General features: G+C 39.1%; 15 protein-coding genes. 8 read left to right on the top strand and 7 right to left on the bottom strand.

Annotation, left to right across the window (positions count from 1 at the left end; all coding sequences use genetic code 11):
- Window positions 1-175: 175 nt before the first annotated feature.
- Window positions 176-1,000, top strand: a complete 825-nt coding sequence (locus MKL51_RS19350) for a tetratricopeptide repeat protein (protein ID WP_032006018.1) — start codon at window positions 176-178, stop codon at window positions 998-1,000.
- A gap of 31 nt (window positions 1,001-1,031) precedes the next feature.
- Here MKL51_RS19350 and MKL51_RS19345 read toward each other — a convergent pair whose 3' ends face one another.
- From MKL51_RS19345 to MKL51_RS19330, 4 genes are all read right to left on the bottom strand, one after another.
- Window positions 1,032-1,955, bottom strand: a complete 924-nt coding sequence (locus tag MKL51_RS19345) for an AEC family transporter (RefSeq protein WP_032042225.1) — start codon at window positions 1,953-1,955, stop codon at window positions 1,032-1,034.
- Between the two features lie 56 nt (window positions 1,956-2,011).
- On the bottom strand, window positions 2,012-3,121 hold the full coding sequence (locus tag MKL51_RS19340) for an NADH:flavin oxidoreductase/NADH oxidase (protein WP_005064310.1): 1,110 nt from the start codon (window positions 3,119-3,121) through the stop codon (window positions 2,012-2,014).
- A 9-nt stretch (window positions 3,122-3,130) separates the two neighbouring features.
- On the bottom strand, window positions 3,131-5,260 hold the full coding sequence (locus MKL51_RS19335) for a TonB-dependent receptor family protein (protein ID WP_032042224.1): 2,130 nt from the start codon (window positions 5,258-5,260) through the stop codon (window positions 3,131-3,133).
- A 133-nt stretch (window positions 5,261-5,393) separates the two neighbouring features.
- A complete protein-coding gene (locus MKL51_RS19330) occupies window positions 5,394-5,960 on the bottom strand; it encodes a DNA-3-methyladenine glycosylase (protein WP_032006024.1) in 567 nt (188 codons plus the stop codon).
- Window positions 5,961-6,035: 75 nt separating this feature from the next.
- On the opposite strand from MKL51_RS19330, the gene mutM reads away from it, so the two are divergent.
- On the top strand, window positions 6,036-6,860 hold the full coding sequence (mutM, locus tag MKL51_RS19325; protein WP_032006026.1) for a bifunctional DNA-formamidopyrimidine glycosylase/DNA-(apurinic or apyrimidinic site) lyase: 825 nt from the start codon (window positions 6,036-6,038) through the stop codon (window positions 6,858-6,860).
- 19 nt (window positions 6,861-6,879) lie between these two features.
- Window positions 6,880-7,170 (top strand): peptidylprolyl isomerase, encoded by a 291-nt coding sequence (locus tag MKL51_RS19320; RefSeq protein ID WP_017482162.1) that lies wholly within the window; start codon window positions 6,880-6,882, stop codon window positions 7,168-7,170.
- Window positions 7,171-7,184: 14 nt separating this feature from the next.
- Here the strand turns inward: MKL51_RS19320 and MKL51_RS19315 are convergent, their stop codons facing one another.
- The 3 genes from MKL51_RS19315 to typA form a co-directional block, all read right to left on the bottom strand.
- Window positions 7,185-7,529: a gamma-glutamylcyclotransferase family protein gene (locus MKL51_RS19315; protein WP_002116214.1), complete on the bottom strand. Its 345-nt coding sequence runs from the start codon at window positions 7,527-7,529 to the stop codon at window positions 7,185-7,187.
- A gap of 135 nt (window positions 7,530-7,664) precedes the next feature.
- The gene (gene mscL / locus MKL51_RS19310; RefSeq protein WP_002116334.1) at window positions 7,665-8,096 is read right to left on the bottom strand and encodes a large conductance mechanosensitive channel protein MscL; all 432 of its coding nucleotides are present in this window, start codon (window positions 8,094-8,096) and stop codon (window positions 7,665-7,667) included.
- A 256-nt stretch (window positions 8,097-8,352) separates the two neighbouring features.
- Complete coding sequence (typA, locus tag MKL51_RS19305; RefSeq protein WP_002116501.1) at window positions 8,353-10,188, bottom strand: translational GTPase TypA; 1,836 nt, start codon at window positions 10,186-10,188, stop codon at window positions 8,353-8,355.
- A 178-nt stretch (window positions 10,189-10,366) separates the two neighbouring features.
- Between typA and MKL51_RS19300 the strand changes: the two genes are divergently transcribed.
- The 5 genes from MKL51_RS19300 (at window position 10,367) to MKL51_RS19280 (ending at window position 15,920) form a co-directional block, all read left to right on the top strand.
- On the top strand, window positions 10,367-11,725 hold the full coding sequence (locus MKL51_RS19300; protein WP_032006028.1) for a uracil-xanthine permease family protein: 1,359 nt from the start codon (window positions 10,367-10,369) through the stop codon (window positions 11,723-11,725).
- A 64-nt stretch (window positions 11,726-11,789) separates the two neighbouring features.
- The gene (locus tag MKL51_RS19295; protein WP_032006030.1) at window positions 11,790-12,803 is read left to right on the top strand and encodes a methyltransferase; all 1,014 of its coding nucleotides are present in this window, start codon (window positions 11,790-11,792) and stop codon (window positions 12,801-12,803) included.
- A 21-nt stretch (window positions 12,804-12,824) separates the two neighbouring features.
- On the top strand, window positions 12,825-14,285 hold the full coding sequence (locus MKL51_RS19290; protein ID WP_014207587.1) for an amino acid permease: 1,461 nt from the start codon (window positions 12,825-12,827) through the stop codon (window positions 14,283-14,285).
- A 267-nt stretch (window positions 14,286-14,552) separates the two neighbouring features.
- Window positions 14,553-15,758, top strand: coding sequence for an RtcB family protein (locus MKL51_RS19285; RefSeq protein ID WP_005064298.1), 1,206 nt, complete (start codon window positions 14,553-14,555; stop codon window positions 15,756-15,758).
- A gap of 3 nt (window positions 15,759-15,761) precedes the next feature.
- Window positions 15,762-15,920: a hypothetical protein gene (locus MKL51_RS19280; protein WP_002116121.1), complete on the top strand. Its 159-nt coding sequence runs from the start codon at window positions 15,762-15,764 to the stop codon at window positions 15,918-15,920.
- Window positions 15,921-16,007 lie beyond the last annotated feature (87 nt).

The raw sequence follows: 16,007 nt of genomic DNA, 5'->3' as shown, positions 1-16,007 counted from the left end.
CCACTGCATTATATGAATGTGAGTGGGTATTTTTTCTCCACAATTTGCCCAAAGTGCAGTGCTTTATATACAAATCGGCTGTTTACTTTCAGCAATCAATATTTATGATGAGAAATTGAAACTCTTTCATGCATCAATGGATTGATGTAGCTACGAAGTAAAAGGTTAAAAAGAAATGAAGAAATTACTAATCGCAAGCCTAATCACCCTTTCAAGTGCATCAATTTTTGCAGCTGATAACACAGCGACTGCTGCTAAAACCGATGTTTTTAAACAAGCTGAGCAACTCTACGCAGCAAAAAATTACTCTGCCGCATTTCAAGAAATGCAACGCCTAGCCCAAACAGGTAATGCCCAAGCTATTTATAACTTAGGCTATATGACTCAAATGGGCCAAGGTATAGCAAAAGATTCTTCTAAGGCCCTAAAATATTATGAGGATGCTTCAAATAAAGGTTACGCCCAAGCAAGTTACACGCTTGCACAAATTTATGAGACTGGTGAATTGGGCGTTGCGAAAGATAGCAACAAATTCAGTCAATATATTCAAAAGGCATCAGCTCAAGGTTCTGATGATGCAACTGTGAAAATTGCGACAATTTTATTTGCTCAGAAAAAACCGCAGTCACATCAAATTGCCCTTCAAAAATTGGCGCCTTTAATTCGAAAAGGTAACTATCCTGCTATTCAGGTCAAAGCACTCTATGACATTAGCCAAGGTGTTGAAAATAAAAATCCTTTAATGAAACGCCAAGGTATCGAAGCTTTACAGTCAATTGCACAAAAAGGCTATGCACCTGCTTCTATGGCTTTAGCAACCATGATGGCGAATGGCAATATCATTCCGCAAAACCTACCGCAGGCTAAAAAGATCTTTACTGAACTTGCCAATCAAAATGTGCCTAACGCTAAAGAATCGTTAGCTTCGGTTGATAAGATTATTGCAGAAAAGAGCAAACAGGCTGCAAATGCTCCCGCACAGCCAGCGCCTAAAAAATAGTAAGTAATTAGCCCCTTATGGGGCTTTTCTTTTACCACCACAAAGCAATAAGCCAGCTCACACCAATAAAACCAACAATTGTACTAATCATAAGTGGTGTTAACGCCTTTTCATTTAAGCCATAGGCTTGTCCAAAAATGCCGAAAGCAATCGGCATCGGTAAAGCAGCGATTAATGTTCCTGCGTAAAGCATTTCACGGCTTACATTTGGAGTTATTAAAAAAAGTGCAAAAATAACAGATGGCATTAGTACAACTTTAAAGGTCGCTAACAAAACGCTTTCTATATTTACCGTTGTTATTCCAATACCTACTAAACTTCCGCCAATTGCAAACAAGGCCAAAGGCGAAGCTGTACGCCCAAGTAACTCTAAAGATTGGTCAAGCGTTGCAGGAAGATTAACATCTAAAAGAATGCATCCCATCCCAACCAAAATAGCGATAATGACAGGGTTCTTGAGTAAGTTTAAAAAAGTCTGTTTTAACAGCGGTAAAAGATTTTGCTGTTGATGTAAACCAGCTTCGGCCAAAATGAGCATCAGCGCCACAATCAATAAATTCTCAATGATGAGTGTTAAAGAAATATAGATCGCAGCGTGATTACCTATCAACATGGTTAGAATAGCTGTTCCCATAAATCCAGTATTCGACATAGATGCCCCCATCGATATGACGGCGCTATGGGTTAAGCTATTTTTAAAATATTTTCTATAGAGAATAAAAGCAAAGAAAAATAAAATTAAAGACCCGCCACCATAAGCAAGAAAATAAGCTGGGTGCCAAATGTCTTGTAAGTTTTTATTTGCCAATGAGTGAATTAAAAAAGCCGGTAAGGAAATTTTAATTACGAATGCGCTAAGAGCCCTGATCTGTTCAGGTGTTACCAATTTGATGAGGACACAGACATAGCCCATCAATAGCAATATCAAGATAGGTAAAATAACCTGAAAAACCACTGACCGTCCTCACTTCACGAAAGAAAAATGGGCAAAGATAACTTTGCCCAATACAATTAAAAAGAGTTAAAAAGCTGCTTTAATCCATGAGGTTGGCAACGTAAATACTGAGGCGCAATTTTAACTTCTGCCCCTAAAGCCGCTGCTGCATGCCAAGGCCATCTTGGGTCATATAACATTGCACGAGCAAGACCAATAGCATCAGCTTGCTGGTTTTCCAGAATTTGTTCAGCATGTTCTGGCTCAGTAATTAGCCCTACAGCAATGACTGGAATAGACACATGCTTTTTAACTTGTTCAGCAAAAGGCACTTGGTAGCCAGCCCCAATCGTAATAGATTGATGTTCGTGCAAACCGCCACTAGACACATGCACATAGGCTGCACCCAATTGCTCTAAAGCTTTTGATAAGCCCACTGTAGATTCAACGTCCCAATGCTCGATACTCTCCAACCAATCGGTCGCAGACAGCCTAACACCAACAGGATAACCTTCAGGTACAGCTAGTTTAATTGCCTGAAGAACCTCAAGGGTCATACGCATACGGTTTTCTAAAGAACCACCATATTCATCAGTACGCTGATTGGCAATTGGCGATAAGAATTGATGTAGTAAATAACCATGCGCAGCATGAACTTCAATCAACTCAAATCCAGCTTCTACAGCACGTTTTGCCGCTGCTGCAAAGTCTTGTTGAACTTGTTTAATCTCAGCAATGGTCAAAGCATGTGGTGCAGCATCATGCACTGAAAAGGTACTTTCACTTGGAGCAACCGTTTGCCAACCATGAGGCTGATCTTTTGCAATCTGACCTTTACCTAACCACGGCTTTTCAGTAGACGCTTTACGTCCTGCATGTGCTAACTGAATCCCAAATGGCATTGGTGAAAGTGTATGAACCTTAGCTAACAACGCTTTGATTTGGTCACGTTGCTGATCATTCCAAAGCCCAAGGTCAGCATAGCTAATCCGACCTTCAGGTTGTACAGCAGTCGCCTCTACAATACAAAGTCCTGCACCAGATAATGCATAATTTGCCCATTGCTGTTCATGCCAATAGGTAATTTCACCATCATCTGTTGCCGAATATTGGCACATCGGAGCAATTACAATTCTATTGACCAGTTGTAGTGAACCAAAGTTAACCGTTTCAAATAATTTTGCCATTTTTAATTCCTAGAATTGCTTAATTACACGTAAACCTGCACTCCAGTTACGTCCATCCGCTGGTTCAAAGTAACGTCTATTACCATCATTTACGATCACTGAACCTGCATAGTTTTTATCAAATAGGTTATCAACACGGGCAAAGCTATTCACTTTCCAGTCACCCATTACCCATGCGTAACCAACATTAGCTGAGGTTACACTGTAGCTTGGCGCTGCGTCACTGTTGGTATCATTCACGTATACTTTATCCATATACTGTACATCTACCCCGCCATATAGCCCGTGCGATGGCTGCCAAGCCAAAGAGGCGTAAGCTTGGTTTTTGGCAATTCCCGGAATGGCATTGCCCGATGGAATTTGAGCAATACTTCCTAAAGCTGGAATATCAGCATCAAAAGTTGCATCTAAATATGTATAGCTAGCAGTCGCTGTTAAATCTCGCCACAACTTTTTATTCCATGCAAACTCTAAGCCTTCACGTAAGGTTTTATCTGCATTGCGGAAGGTTGATCGGCCATTTGAGTTACCTGCAGAAACGATGTCATCTTTGGTTTTAGTCTGGAATACTGCCAAAGTAAAATCACCTAATTGGTTTTGTGATTTTAAGCCTGTTTCATAGGTATCGCTTGTGGATGCGGTTAAATCAAAATTAAAACCACTTTCTCCATCTGGACGATATGCCATTTCAGTAAAAGTTGGCGTTTCAAATCCTTTGGCATAACTCACATAAGCCATGAGTTCAGGTAAAATTTGCCAGCTTAAAGCAGCAGAAGGCAAAACTTTACTGTAATCAGTCTTACCACTATCGTCGCCATTACTTAAATAGTTATCTTTAGATTTGTAATGGACATTGCTATAGCGTACGCCTGTATCTAAACGCCACGTTGGTAAGAACTGCCATGACGCTTGTAAATAGGGATCGATATTCCACAAAGTATTATCTTCATCACGGCGCAAATTACCTTTGACACCATAAGAAGGTTGACCATTTACCAAATTAAAGTTTTCAAAACCTTTACGATCTTCATCCATCGCATCTAATGCAACACCAACACTTACAGTGGTATTTGGAAGTAATTCTTTGCCCGTCCAACGGAAGTCAGCACCATAATAATCACGTTCAAAATCAATTACCCCGCCTGCATGATTGATGCTGGCATCTTGTGTTGATTTAGGAATAGATTGATATTGAGTGACTTGGCGATTACCTAAATATGCCATGGCATAGAGTTCATTTTTATCATTAATAGGCTTAGACCATGTCACCCCTGTTTGGGTCTGTTCAATATCTTTACGGACATTAAATTGCTTTAAAAATGGAACTTGTTGCTTTGGATTTGCATTCCACTGATCACGGTTCAAACCCTGCGGGTCATCTGCATGAATTTTTACATAGTTGGTTACCCAATTGATTTTACTACCATCAACAAGATTCCAACTGAGCTTTGCATTATTTAGTACTTTTTCTGCACCGCTATGTTCTCGGTAACCATCAGTATCGAAGTATGATGAACTAATAACATAGCTTGGTTCATTCGCACCCTTTGCTCCACCTTGTAGCACGAGCCCTGCTCGGCTTTTATCGTGACTGCCTCCCGAATAGCTCAGCTCAATTGAATCTTTGCCTTGCCCTTCTTTAGTAGAAGTTAAAATTGTTCCACCCGATGAGTTTCCATAAAGTGAGGAAAAAGGTCCTGTTAGAACTTCAACATGGTCCAGACTACTTAAATCGATATTAGACGTTTGGCCTTGTCCATCTGGCATTGTTGCAGGAATACCGTCCACATATAGGCGAATGCCTCGAACACCAAAAGTTGAACGTGCACCAAAACCACGCATAGATAACTGTAAATCTTGTGCATAATTTTCACGATTGCGAAGCTGTAAACTCGGTATACCCTTTACAACTTCGGTTAAATTTACTTGTGAAGAAGTATCAACTTGAGGTGCATCTATTCGAAAAACCGAGGCCGGTGTCTGCAAATAGGTTGTATCGGTACGGGTTGCTTCCACATGTAATGTTGGCAATACAGTTACGTCTTGTGTTAAATCTTCTGCCCAAACAAGTGGGCTAGAAATACAGCCCATACTCATCAAAATACAGTAATGAAGTCGGTCTAAGCGTAATAAGGACATGCTTATTTCCTTTATTTAATTGTAGTTATGATAACAAAAAGCAGTGTCTTGTCTGGATATTGAATTCGATCTGCATTGTTGTAAATCTGGAACACTCTTCATCAATATCTAAAAATTGATTTCCAGATTAAAATTATCGACTCAAAGATGGATGATCTTTCCAGCAATATCGTTCAGGCCAATGTTTTGCTTCTTCGGCATAATCAATTCCAATACGTGGTGTTAAAACAACTTCTGGTTGCGTTGATGCTGCTTCAACCCATAGTCCAGATTCCTCTCCCAAGGTTTGTCCTTTTAAAGTCCGATCAATCCCTAAATAGCGTGTCAATTTTCCGGGTCCAGCTAAAAGCTTATAGTCATTTTTAGTTGAAGCACCATTTAAAAATGCAGAACGAATCATTACCCCTTCAGGCACACCTTCTGTCTGAGTAATAAGATTGAGCATTTCATACATGCCATAAATTAAATAGACGTAAATCGTGCCACCAGGGCAATACATTACCTCTGTTCGAGCGGTGCGTTTGTCATTGTAACTATGGCAAGCTTTATCACGAACGCCCAAATAAGCTTCAGTTTCACTAATTGTACAGCGGATCACTTGGCCATCAGGTTGTCGCTTACACAATACGCAGCCGATTAAATCATAAGCTACTTCTGAGGTTTCACGTTGAAACCAGCTTAATGGTAAAATATCTGACATAGTAATCTCTGAAATATTACATACCACACGTTATACTTGATTAATCCAGTATATCTGTTAATTCTGCGAGTTGGCATGCCTGAGTTACCCGAAGTCGAAACCACCAAAACCAGTTTATTTCCATTATTGAATCAAAAAGTTCTAAGTGTTGAAGTACGCAATCCTAGCTTACGCTGGCCTATACCAGATGATGTTCAGAAACTTGTTGGGCAACGTCTCATTGGGTTAAATCGACGTTCAAAATATATTTTGGCAAAGTTTGAACAAGATCAAATGCTTTGGCATTTAGGCATGTCAGGAAGCTTTCGTCTAACCGAGCCAAATGACGAACTGAGAAAGCATGACCATCTGATTATTCAATTTGAAGATCAGCAATTACGTTACCATGACCCTCGCCGTTTTGGTTGTATTCTTTGGCTTAATCCCGAGACTCAAGGCAAACTCATAGATACTTTAGGGCCTGAACCTTTAAGTACTGACTTTCATGCAGAATATTTAGCTTCAAAACTCAAAAATAAATCTGTCGGCATAAAAATTGCACTCATGGATAATCATGTAGTGGTTGGTGTAGGCAATATCTATGCAACTGAAAGCTTATTTAATGTAGGCATTCACCCAGCTCAGCCTGCTGGTGACTTAAGCATGCAACAAATTGAGAAACTTGTTGTCGAGATTAAACGCATTTTAAAGTCGGCAATTGATTTAGGTGGCTCGACATTACGAGACTACAGCAATGCCATGGGAGAAAATGGTTATTTCCAGCAAACACTTCTTGCTTACGGTCGTGCTGGAGAAATGTGTATTAACTGTGAAACCACATTAGAAAACTTAAAACTCGGTCAGCGTGCCAGTGTATTTTGCCCACAGTGCCAACCGCTTAAAAAGCTGAGAAAGCCTTAATTTTTTGGAGGAAGACAACATGCAAACAGCAATTGTCCGACATATTTTAGTTAAAGATAAAGACTTAGCTGAGCAGGTAAAAAAGAAGCTTCAAAGTGGCGCTGACTTTGCCAAACTTGCCAAGCAATACTCTACCTGTAATTCGGCAAAACGTGGTGGTGAACTTGGTGAAGTCAAAAAAGGGCAATTGGTGCCCGTCATCGACAAAGTTGTTTTTACAGCTGCTGAACGTGTGTTACAAGGCCCAATCAAAAGCCAATTTGGCTATCATCTTTTAGAAGTTAAATTTAGAATGGGTAGCTTACGTTGATTCCATAATTTTAACTATCGTTTTTCAGAAGCCTGTGCATTCAGCTGATATGTCCAGGCTTTAACATAATCGCCTGATTCTAATTTTATATTTGCGATGACACGTTGGTATTGAAAACCCTCAAAGTCATCAAGCATCTGCAAGTTTTCAGCAAGTTTTTCTGTGCTAAACAAATAGCCCTCTACCCAATCTGCTTCCGAATCTAACTCAAGCGCTTTTAACCCTTTGTCTGGCCCCCAATCTAAAATATGAATCACACCTCTTACACTGGCTTTGGTCCAACTACCGCCAATTTGTTCAAGAATATGAGCATTTGCTTTATTCGGGCATAAAGTGCCATACACAAAAAGCTGATTCATTAATTTATATACCTTTTACAATATGCTGAGTTGAAATTCTCTCTACTGGCAATGTTACCAATAGTTTTAGTACAACATAAAATATGAAGTAATAAAAAACGGTACTCAAGGCACCGTTTTTTATTTCAAATCTTATTAAGCTTGCTTTTTTAACTCATCACGAATTTCACGCAACAATTGAATGTCTTCTGGAGTTGCAGCTGGAGCCTCTGGCTCTTCTTTATTACGGCGAAGTTTATTTAATAATTTCACCATTAAGAACACAACCCAAGCCAAAATAATGAAGTTAATTAAAATGGTGAGGAAATTACCATAAGTTAAAACATTAATACCTGCTTTTTGCAAAGCATCTAAAGATTGCAAGTTATTAGGGTTTGCACCTAATACAATGAATTTTTGTGAAAAATCAACACCACCACCAGTAATTACAGTGATAAGTGGCATGATAATATCTTTCACTAAAGAGTCCACGATTTTGCCAAAAGCACCACCAATAATCACACCAATGGCTAAATCCATCATATTGCCTTTAACGGCAAATTCTTTAAATTCTTGAATAATACTCATCTAAACATCTCCAGATGTCGGGGGCAGAAACACATCATATTTTTCTTTTTCATTGGCATCTTATCGAATTAGATAGTTCTCGCCATGATATTGATAATTTAATATTTTTATCAAAAAAAGAAAGCTATTTCACACTTTAACAACATATTCGTTTACAAGAAAAATATGATTTTAAGCTTACTTTAATTTCAAATATAACGATTAAAAAAAACCGCTAAATTAATTTAGCGGTTTCTTCTTTTTCAATTAAGAAAAATTATTTATCACGATTACGTTTACGTTCATTTTCAGTTAAATAACGCTTACGGATACGGATTGATTTAGGTGTTACTTCTACTAACTCGTCATCTTCAATGAATTCAAGCGCTTGTTCAAGCGTATATTCAATTGCAGGTACTAAAGTTAAAGCATCATCTGTACCAGACGCACGAACGTTAGTTAATTGTTTCGCTTTAGTCGGGTTTACAACCATATCGTCTGAACGAGAGTTAATACCCACGATCATACCTTCGTAAACTTCTAACTGTGGTTTAGCGAACAAACGACCACGGTCTTGTAAACTGAACAATGCATAGCCCAAGCAAGTACCTTGAACCATAGAGATCAATACACCGTTTTGACGTTTCGCAACAGTACCTTGTTTAACAGGACCATAATGCGAGAAGCTTGAAGTCATGATCCCTGTACCAGAAGTCATGGTCAAGAATTCAGAACGGAAACCAATCAAACCACGTGAAGGTACAGTTGCTTCAATACGGATACGGCCTTTACCGTCAACTTCCATATTGGTCATCTCGCCTTTACGGTGACCCATTTGTTCCATTACAGCACCTTGATGCTGTTCTTCAACGTCAAAAGTTACGTTTTCGTAAGGCTCTTGTCTTTCACCATCAATTTCTTTGATGATTACTTGTGGACGAGATACGCCCATTTCGAAGCCTTCACGACGCATGTTTTCAATTAAAACTGAAAGATGAAGTTCACCACGGCCAGATACTTTGAAACGGTCTGGACTGTCAGTGTCTTCAACACGTAAAGCTACGTTATGAATTAATTCGCGATCAAGACGTTCACGGATATTACGTGAAGTTACGAACTTACCTTCTTTACCAGCAAACGGAGAGTTGTTTACTTGGAAAGTCATAGATACTGTAGGTTCATCTACAGATAAAGCTGGTAATGCTTCAACATTTTTCGGATCACAAATCGTGTCAGAAATGTTAAGTGCGTCGATACCAGTAATACATACGATATCACCAGCAGATGCTGATTCAACATCGATACGCTCTAAACCATGGTAACCCATGATTTTTAAGATACGGCCGTTACGTGTATTACCTTCTTTGTCAATTACAGTAACAGGAGTATTTAATTTTACTGAACCACGTTGAATACGACCAACACCGATAACACCTACGAAGCTGTTATAGTCAAGTGATGAAATCTGCATTTGGAATGGACCATCAACATCAACTGCTGGTGGTTCAACGATGTCTACAATCGTTTCGAACAACGGAGTCATGTCTTCTGCAAGTTCTTCTGGAGCAGGACCCGCTACACCACGTAAACCTGATGCATAAACGATTGGGAAATCTAATTGCTCATCAGTTGCACCAAGGTTATCAAATAAATCAAACACTTGATCAATAACCCAATCTGGACGCGCACTTGGTTTGTCTACTTTGTTGATAATAACAATTGGTTTTAAACCACGAGCAAAGGCTTTTTGTGTCACAAAGCGAGTTTGTGGCATTGGGCCTTCTTGAGAGTCAACTAAAAGTAATACGCAGTCAACCATCGACATAACACGTTCTACTTCACCACCGAAGTCGGCGTGTCCCGGGGTATCCACGATGTTGATACGGTAAGTTGTATCAGTACGTTTATCTAACCAAGTAATAGAAGTGTTCTTTGCAAGAATGGTAATACCACGTTCACTTTCAAGCGCATTTGAGTCCATGACACGCTCAATCTCGCCTGCTCGTTCACCGAGAGCACCAGATTGCTGAAGTAGTTTATCGACAAGTGTGGTTTTCCCGTGGTCGACGTGCGCAATAATTGCGATATTACGGAGATTTTTGATATCTGACATGAAAATTCGAAACGCCTGAAATTTGAGGGCAAATTATACAGAAAAACACTACTCTTGAGTAGTGACAGTTTATTGACATTGACAAAAAAATTTTCCAATAGCCTGTATTTCGTTTTGTAAAGATAGGTATCTCGATTAGAATAGCGCCAATTTGCGAAATTGCGGCGTACCTACACCCATGTCCAATCCACACTCTCAAGACCATCTTGACCTTGTTTATGGCTTAGATGATCGACCAAAACCTTTGATCGCTTTTTTAGCAGCTTTCCAGCATTTGCTTGCGATTATTGTACCAATTGTTACACCAGGGCTTTTAATTTGTTTAGCTTTAGGCGTATCACGCACCGAAACTAACATGATTTTATCTATGTCTTTGGTGATTTCGGGTATTGCTACATTTCTTCAATGTAAAAAAGTCGGCCCGTTTGGTGCAGGTCTTCTGATTGTACAAGGCACAAGCTTTAACTTTATTGGACCAATTATTGGTATTGGTAGTGCAATGGTTGCCGCAGGAACTCCTGTAAACCAAGTTATGGCTGCAATTTTTGGTGTAGTAATTGCTGGCTCCTTTATTGAAATGGGTGTTTCGCAAATTCTTCCATGGGTAAAAAGATTAATTACTCCCTTGGTGACTGGTATTGTTGTTCTATTAATTGGCTTAACGCTTATTAAGGAAGGCTTGATTAGTATGGGTGGTGGCTACCAAGCCATGCAAGACCATACTTTTGCAAGTGCAGACAACCTTATTATGTCATGTACCGTACTTGCTATTATTATTGTGCTAAACCGCATTCGGGTGGTTTGGATTAAAAGTTCAGCAATCTTAATTGCTTTAGTAATTGGTTACATTCTTGCAGGATTTATGGGTTACCTAGATTTCTCAGGTATTAAAGATGCGCCTCTTGTACAGATTCCAACGCCAATGCACTTTGGTTTAAGCTTTTCTTGGGGCTTATTCATTCCAATGGCTTTTATCTATTTAGTTACATCTTTAGAAGCGATTGGTGACGTGACTGCAACCAGTAAACTTTCAAACCAACCCGTTAATGGTCCAGAATGGATGAAACGCATTAAAGGCGGTGTTTTAGTAAATGGTGCAAACTCTTTACTCGCAGGCTTATTTAATACTTTCCCTAGCTCTGTATTTGCTCAAAATAATGGTGTAATCCAACTTACTGGGGTTGCAAGTCGTTATGTAGGTATCTGGATTGCTGCTTTACTTATTTTATTGGGCTTATTTCCAGCAGTAGCTGGTGTAATACAAGCCGTACCACAGGCGGTCTTAGGTGGAGCAGTTATGGTAATGTTCGGTGCCGTCGCTGCATCAGGTATTAATATTCTCTCATCTATTCACCTTGATCGCCGAGCACTTTTAATTATCGCAATTTCACTTGCACTAGGCTTGGGTGTTGCTCAAGTTCCTCAAATTTTGGAACACCTACCAGAATTATTTAAAAATATTTTTAGCTCTGGCGTAGCGACAGGCGGTATAGCAGCATTAATTTTAAATGTTGTACTTCCTGAAACACATAAATAACTATTTTTTTAATTTTGATTACTGCCCAGTTTCCACTGGGCATTCTTCTTCATGAGAGATGTACATGGATCCTAGAAGTGAAGTGATATTAAGACAGCAAGACTATTTAAAAGGTAGAATCTTGTTCATTAATGCACCGAATGATGCCTTAGTTAGTCAACTACCAACTGATATTGATGCGTCAGTCTGGACATGGAACCATACTGACTATCAAAGCTTTATAAATAGTGGAACAAATGCGCATTTCTCAGTTGAGTTTCCATTACAAGAATTCGATCAAGCCGTCATTTTTGTTCCCAAATCTAAAGAACTATTAAATTACATACTGCATGTAGTAATGAGCAATCTTAAAACTGCTCAGTCTGTTTTTTTAGTAGGTGAAAAAAAAGGTGGTGTTGAACGCGCTGCCAAACAACTACAAAGCTTCGGCAAAGTACTTAAACTCGATAGTGCACGCCACTGTCAGCTATGGCACTTAAAGATTGAAAAAACAGAACAAATTAAACCTCTCGAAAGTTGGCTTAAAACTTACACTGTTCATGTTAATGAACAAGAACTTACGATTTGTGCCCTTCCCGGTGTGTTTAGCCAAAATCATCTAGATGTCGGAACTGCTGTTTTACTCCCTTATCTTAATCAGGTGAAATCAGGTAGAATTGCCGACTTCGGGTGTGGTGCTGGAATTATCAGTTGCTATTTGGCAAAAATAAATTCAAGTAATATTATTCATGCCCTAGATATTGATGCTTTCGCTTTACGGTCAACGGAAATGACTTTTAGTCGAAATGGAATAGGTTCAGACCAGTTGAGATTGCAGCCTGTTACAGGAATTGCAGACGCTCCAACAGAACTCGATGCCATTGTCAGTAATCCCCCTTTCCATCAAGGTATTCATACCAACTATGATGCAAGTGAAGGACTCTGCCAAAACGCTAAAAAACATTTAAAGGCATCAGGTGAGCTATGGATTGTAGCAAACCGTTTTTTAAACTATCCGATCTTAATTGAGAAGCACTTTGGTCAGTGCCAGATTAAAACTGATCATCAAGGCTTTAAGGTGTTATATGCCTGTGCATAACAAACTATGTAAGGAATCTCCATGAGCGAAACACATGCTCCTGAAAAACTCCAGCGTAAGCTTGGGGCTCGTCATCTGAATATGATCGCCATTGGTGGTTCCATTGGTACAGGCCTCTTCCTTGCTTCTGGATCAACCATTGCAAACGCTGGCCCTGGTGGAGCGCTACTCGCCTACTCACTCATTGGCATTATGATTTACTTCTTAATGACCAGCTTAGGTGAGCTTGCAACTCACACACCAACATCCGGTGCCTTTTTTACTTACGGCAGTCGTTATGTCGAAGAAGGCTTTGGTTTCGCTCTAGGCTGGAACTATTGGTATAACTGGGCAATTACGGTTGCATTCGAACTTGTTGCGGTTCAGTTTATTATGAAGTTCTGGTTCCCTGATATTCCAGGGTTCTATTGGAGTGCCCTGTTCCTTATTGTTATCTTTCTGATCAATGCCATGACAGTAAAGGGATTTGGGGAAAGCGAATTCTGGTTTTCGATGGTTAAAGTAATTGCAATTGTTGCATTTATTATTATTGGCTTAGCCATGATCATCAAGATTATGCTAACTCCAGGTGTTGCAACTTTCGGAAACTGGACCTACAAAGAGGCACCTTTTGTAGGCGGTTTACAAGCCATGATTGGAGTAGCAATGATTGCTGGATTCTCTTTCCAAGGAACTGAAATGGTTGGAGTTGCTGCTGGCGAATCAAAAGATCCAAAGAAGACAATTCCACTTGCAATCAAACAGATTTTCTGGCGAATCTTATTATTTTATATCCTATGTATTTTCATTATCGGCACTTTGATTGCCTATGATGACCCGAATTTACTGCAAGCAGCAGCCACTGAAGATATCGCACTATCTCCATTTACATTGCTTTATGAAAGAGTAGGTTTTGCTTTCGCTGCGAGTTTAATGAATGCTGTCATTCTTACTGCTATTTTATCAGCAGGTAATTCAGGCATGTATTCCTCAACTCGTATGTTGTTTAAAATGGCTCAAGAAGGCCGTGCACCAAAGTGGTTTGCAAAACTCGATGGTCGTGGCGTTCCAATGAACGCGCTATACGCAACGACATTTATTGCTGCATTCTGTTTTTTAACGACATTTATTGGTGAAAAACAAGTATTTAACTGGCTACTCAATATGTCGGGTATGTGCGGTTTTATTGTTTGGTTAGGAATTGCGATTTCACATTATCGTTTCCGTAAAGGTTATATTGCTCAAGGCTATAAATTAGAAGATTTAGCATATCGTGCCAAATTTTTCCCATTTGCCCCTTGGTTTGCTTTTATTCTCTGTTCAATCATCATTTTAGGGCAGAACTATCAAGCCATTTTAGGTGGAAAAATTGATTGGTTAGGCTTACTTTCAACTTATATTAGCTTGCCTTTGTTCTTGATCATTTGGTTAGGCTATAAGTGGAAAAATAAAACCAAATTGATCTCTTACGATCAAATGAACGTCAAACCTGAGCAAGACTAAGAATCGGTAATTAAAAGTTAATCAAAGATCAAAAACTTGATCTTTGATTAAAAAAGCGTAAAATGCCGTTCAGATTTTCAACGGCACTTTTAAATAAGGAGGACATCATGCCATTAGTACAAGGTAAAACAGATTAAATAATTTGGCACGATGTCAGCTCACGGACAAGTGTACAAATTCACACCACTTGTCCGAATGCTTAAATTTAAAACCTAGCATTCGCTAGGTTTTTTTATGCCTGCTCGGACAAAAATAAGAGAAAAAATTATGGGCATACAAAAAATATTAAACAAGGAGGCACTCTATGGTGTCCCTGTTAAAATTTTCACTCAAGATATAGATAGTGAAAGTATAGAACAACTCAAAAAAATGGCTCAGCTGCAATTCATCTATTCTCACATTGCAGTTATGCCTGATGTGCATGTGGGTAAAGGCGCTACTGTAGGTAGTGTTATTCCAACCAAACACGCCATTATTCCTGCTGCTGTAGGAGTTGACATTGGATGTGGGATGAATGCAATTCGCTTGAGTTTAAAGGCTTCACAATTACCTGATAACTTAAGTCGTTTGCGTGATGCAATTGAACGTAAAGTCCCTGTTGGCTTTGCTTTGCATAAACAAGTCAAAGCGAAAGCTTCTAGCATTATTCCACTTGAAAAATGCTTAGAACCAATTATCAAAAAGCATCCTGGTCTTGTCCGAATGCTTCGACAATTTGATGCAACATGGCAAAAGCAACTTGGGACTTTGGGTGGTGGTAATCACTTTATAGAGTTATGTATTGATGAGAATCAAGACGTATGGGTAATGCTACATTCAGGTAGCAGAGGGCTTGGTAATGTTATTGGTACTTACTTTATTGAGTTAGCCAAAAAAGAAGCTCAGCATCGCTTTGGCCATGTTCCTGATAAAGACTTAAGTTATTTTGCTGAAGGCTCAAAAAGTTTTGATGATTATGTAGAAGCTGTAGAGTGGGCACAAGAATATGCTTTTGAAAACCGCAAAGAGATGATGCGATTAATTTTAGAAGCGATCCGCCCTCCTCTCCCTTCTTTTCAAATGACAAAAGAAGCGATTAATTGTCATCATAATTATGTAAGCCGTGAAACACATTTTGGCGAAAATCTATTGATTACCCGAAAAGGTGCAATTAGAGCAGGCTTAGATGAGTTAGGTATTATTCCAGGTTCAATGGGAGCACGATCTTATATCGTTAAAGGCAAAGCAAATCCTGAATCATTTTGTTCTTGTTCTCATGGCGCTGGTCGCAAGATGAGCAGAAGTAAAGCAAAAGTTCTTTTTAATCAGCAAGATCTTATTGAACAAACCCAAGGTATTGAATGCCGTAAAGACAGTGGCGTTGTCGATGAAATTCCAAGCGCCTATAAAGACATTGATGAAGTCATGGCGAATCAGTCAGACCTCATTGAAGTCGTTCACACACTTAAACAAGTTTTATGTATTAAAGGTTAAAACATGAAAATTAAAGAAATGTCAAAAATCAAAGTCCGTAATCAAGTGGCTCTTTCCCCTTTACTTCACAAAGGTGGAATACATGAAACAGAGAAACCTCGTGCTCAACATCGTAGAGATAGACAAGACGCTAAACAGCAATTGAAGAAAGGTGTTTGGTAAATAATTTAAACCAAGATCGAAAGTAATTATTATTAAGGAGACATAGAAATGACTAAATATTTTAAAAATCGCAATAAAAAAAGCGAC

It is taken from the genome of Acinetobacter sp. AOR18_HL, assembly GCF_027855145.1.
In the GTDB taxonomy this organism is placed as follows: domain Bacteria; phylum Pseudomonadota; class Gammaproteobacteria; order Pseudomonadales; family Moraxellaceae; genus Acinetobacter; species Acinetobacter pittii.
This window is presented reverse-complemented; position numbering and strand designations above follow the sequence as displayed.

What these genes read in the sequence shown, in the direction of transcription:
- MKL51_RS19350 (WP_032006018.1), top strand. Translation starts at nt 176, where the DNA reads ATGAAGAAATTACTAATCGCAAGCCTAATCACCCTTTCAAGTGCATCA.
- MKL51_RS19340 (WP_005064310.1), bottom strand. Translation starts at nt 3,121, where the DNA reads ATGGCAAAATTATTTGAAACGGTTAACTTTGGTTCACTACAACTGGTC.
- MKL51_RS19335 (WP_032042224.1), bottom strand. Translation starts at nt 5,260, where the DNA reads ATGTCCTTATTACGCTTAGACCGACTTCATTACTGTATTTTGATGAGT.
- MKL51_RS19330 (WP_032006024.1), bottom strand. Translation starts at nt 5,960, where the DNA reads ATGTCAGATATTTTACCATTAAGCTGGTTTCAACGTGAAACCTCAGAA.
- mutM (WP_032006026.1), top strand. Translation starts at nt 6,036, where the DNA reads ATGCCTGAGTTACCCGAAGTCGAAACCACCAAAACCAGTTTATTTCCA.
- MKL51_RS19320 (WP_017482162.1), top strand. Translation starts at nt 6,880, where the DNA reads ATGCAAACAGCAATTGTCCGACATATTTTAGTTAAAGATAAAGACTTA.
- MKL51_RS19315 (WP_002116214.1), bottom strand. Translation starts at nt 7,529, where the DNA reads ATGAATCAGCTTTTTGTGTATGGCACTTTATGCCCGAATAAAGCAAAT.
- mscL (WP_002116334.1), bottom strand. Translation starts at nt 8,096, where the DNA reads ATGAGTATTATTCAAGAATTTAAAGAATTTGCCGTTAAAGGCAATATG.
- typA (WP_002116501.1), bottom strand. Translation starts at nt 10,188, where the DNA reads ATGTCAGATATCAAAAATCTCCGTAATATCGCAATTATTGCGCACGTC.
- MKL51_RS19300 (WP_032006028.1), top strand. Translation starts at nt 10,367, where the DNA reads ATGTCCAATCCACACTCTCAAGACCATCTTGACCTTGTTTATGGCTTA.
- MKL51_RS19295 (WP_032006030.1), top strand. Translation starts at nt 11,790, where the DNA reads ATGGATCCTAGAAGTGAAGTGATATTAAGACAGCAAGACTATTTAAAA.
- MKL51_RS19290 (WP_014207587.1), top strand. Translation starts at nt 12,825, where the DNA reads ATGAGCGAAACACATGCTCCTGAAAAACTCCAGCGTAAGCTTGGGGCT.
- MKL51_RS19285 (WP_005064298.1), top strand. Translation starts at nt 14,553, where the DNA reads ATGGGCATACAAAAAATATTAAACAAGGAGGCACTCTATGGTGTCCCT.
- MKL51_RS19280 (WP_002116121.1), top strand. Translation starts at nt 15,762, where the DNA reads ATGAAAATTAAAGAAATGTCAAAAATCAAAGTCCGTAATCAAGTGGCT.